The sequence below is a fragment of the Ruegeria sp. HKCCD7628 genome (assembly GCF_057221005.1).
Window position 1 is genome coordinate 1 of sequence record NZ_JBWVBA010000034.1, and the last position, 2,868, is coordinate 2,868.

The following is a 2,868-nucleotide window of genomic DNA, read 5'->3' on the forward strand; positions in this document are numbered from 1 at the left end:
ACCGAAATAATGCAGCCAGAGTGTTTTGGATGTCGTGCCGGTACATCGCGTGCCATTGCGTCCACGTTTCCGAGGTGCCGCAACGCTCCGTTGTTCAGCAACACGCCTCGCCCAGCATCATACCGGCGCTGTCCAAATCCGCTGGCAACGCATTCCCAGTCTTCCTTGGCCGCCGCGTTGCGGAATCTCGGTAGGTCGTGCGGGTCATGTCGTCCAGGTGTTGCTGCGACGTGATCGTGTTTCTTCGCATTGCTTTGGTGGGTTAAATGGTGGGTCACTTGTGTTGTGCCAGGTTGCTGGACAGTACCGGTTGTCGGCCTCGGCTTAGGGCGCATGATTGTCACGACGCCTTGTGGTTTCGGATGTCCTGGGACTGCCACGTGAGTTGCCGTAGGTTTTGGTGTCAACTGTGGAACCTGACCAGGAACCGCCGTGGGAACCTGATTGGGGGTTGCGGTTGGGACAAGCGGTGGTGTCGCTGTAGTGCCGCTGGGTTGCGGAACACGGCCGGGCACTGCGACCGGAATCTGGTTTGGTGTTGCAGTCGGGACGAGCGGTGGCACAGCAGTTTGACCCGTAGGCTGAGGTGGGACCAGACCAGGAACCGCGACTGGTATTTGGTTTGGTGTTGCAGTGGGCGCAAGTGGCGGCACCGCTGTTGGGCCGGTAGGTTGAGGCGGAACCTGGCCAGGGATAGCTATCGGAACTTGATTGGGAGTTGCAGTCGGAACTTGCGGCGGCACCGCGGTGGGACCAGTAGCCAATGGCGGAACCTGATTTGGAACAGCTGTCGGAACCCGGTTTGGTGTCGCGTTTGGTGCCAGAGGCGGAGTTAGGATCGGCGCTACTACCGGCGTGGGAACCTGACCAGGAACCGCTATCGGTGTCGCAATAGGAACCTGACCGGGAATTGCGTTCGGGACCGCGCCCGGCGCAAGGACTGGAACAGTAACGGACGTGGGCGTTTGCTGCGTTCCCTTAGGCGGCAGCTGATTTGCCACCGGCTGAGTTGGGCCAGTAACTTGATTACCTGCCCCTTGCCCACCAGCCTGCCCGCACCCTTGGCTCGACTGGTGTGGGTTCCCTACGCCTCGGCACCACCCGTAGTGATTTCCGCGGGCAAAGACCTGAGTAGCGGTCAGTTCTGCAATTAGACAAGTTGCGGTAAGTACAGCAATTCGGTTCAGTTTCATAACATCCTCACCAACTTGTTGTCAGAGCAAGATACGCGCCAGGATCGCCAGAGTCGGTCAAAGGGCCGTCTCTCAAAGGGACACCGACATATCCGGACAGGAATAGATTTTGCTTAAACTCAATGTCCAAACCCAGACCTGTCGAGGCCAGTGTAGCATTATCAACTTCGAAACTCGCAGGGTCATTGTTCGAGATGTAACCCACGTCGAAAAAGGCAAAGGGCGTTAAGCGATGTATGCTCTGGGAACTGGGGAAGTAGGAATGAGACACTTCGAAAATCGCGGAAATCCCGGAATCACCATCCACTTCGTCAAAACGATATCCGCGCAAAGCATAACGATCACCAAGGAAGTACTCTTCGACTGAGGGCAGCCGGTCTGTTGTGTACTGCCCCCATATCTCGGTTCGCCAAGCTGTGTTGGGAGACACGCCCGTTAGCGGGCTTTCGTATCCGACGCCGCCTCGTAGATGCCAGAACGAAGAGTCCCCGTCGTCAAAATTCGCGTCTGTCGTGTCGTTGTCATTGTCACCAAAAGATAAGGTTAGCCCCGCTTCCAGAGCTTGTCCCTTTGGATAGTTTTGCCCGTAAAGATATGTAAGGCCAACGACACTCGCGTCACTGGATAGTGGAACGCCACCACTGACTGAGTCGGCTTTTGAAAGGCGATAGTCCAGCAGAAGATACCCATAACGGGCCACATCGCGGATCACGGGGTAACCCATCGCGACTGTGAAGTTCTCGCCGTCAATATCCGTTCTCGCAAAGTCCCCCGAGAGGTCACGTTTTGCGTTTATGTTCCCGTAGAAGATCTCACTGTACAGACCATTGCTGTTCAGCGGCGTGCGATAGGTAAGAGCGCCCCATAAAGAGTGTTCATCGTCTTTGTCCCAATTGTAATTGCCTGATCCCTCAAATCGCAGCAAATCCCCGACGGTCAGGGTTGAATAAAACTCTTGTACGACATAGAAGCTTAGCGCTTCTCCAAGCTCACGCGGAGGGTTGTCGAGTGTCGCACTACCGGCTTGTTTGCGCAGAGGTTCTCCCAATACTCTCAGCCGAGCACCAGCCTGATCCGGGTAATCAAGTTCGGTCGACACGTCCAAATCGGGTATGTCCTCGGCTAGCATAACCGCCCGCTCAAATCGTTTGAGAGTTATTGGATATGCGGTGGTGAGGGGCTGAAAAATCTTCTCTAGTGTTTGGAACGTGCGAGTATCTACGCCTTCAATTTCGATGGTTTGAATGCGCCCTTCATCAACAATTATGCTCTGCCCATCGGGACCGGGCCAGGCCTCAGCCAAGAAGTAGCCGTCTTCTCGGTAGATCTGAGTGATCGTTGATGCGACCTCCACCGCTGTGATGCGCCCTGACCGATTGAAGGCCAATTGACCGGCAAAAGTTAACAGCTCATCCGCATCATACACCGTTACGCCGCTGACCGAGTGCTGGGATGCGATGTCCCAGGTTTGGGCAATGCTACTTCTTGGAACTGATACAGTGGCCACAAGAGTGCAAATGATCGCAAAAACAACTGAGCTGAATACGCGCATTTTTGACAACCTTAAAGTGACTGAGCATGTTGAAGTCCAATGTTATTATGTGGTTTGAATGTCTGAGCTTGCCGATATTCGAGTTTGATCACGACTGGTGCTTTCGAGATACACAGCGAACAG

2 protein-coding genes are annotated in these 2,868 nt (G+C 54.7%); both read right to left on the minus strand.

What is annotated here, in order from left to right; genetic code table 11:
* Window positions 1-278: hypothetical protein (locus AC2TAD_RS22235; protein WP_480870720.1), on the minus strand; the 278-nt coding region annotated here is incomplete at its 3' end.
* A gap of 922 nt (window positions 279-1,200) precedes the next feature.
* On the minus strand, window positions 1,201-2,745 hold the full coding sequence (locus AC2TAD_RS22240; protein WP_480870723.1) for a ShlB/FhaC/HecB family hemolysin secretion/activation protein: 1,545 nt from the start codon (window positions 2,743-2,745) through the stop codon (window positions 1,201-1,203).
* Window positions 2,746-2,868 lie beyond the last annotated feature (123 nt).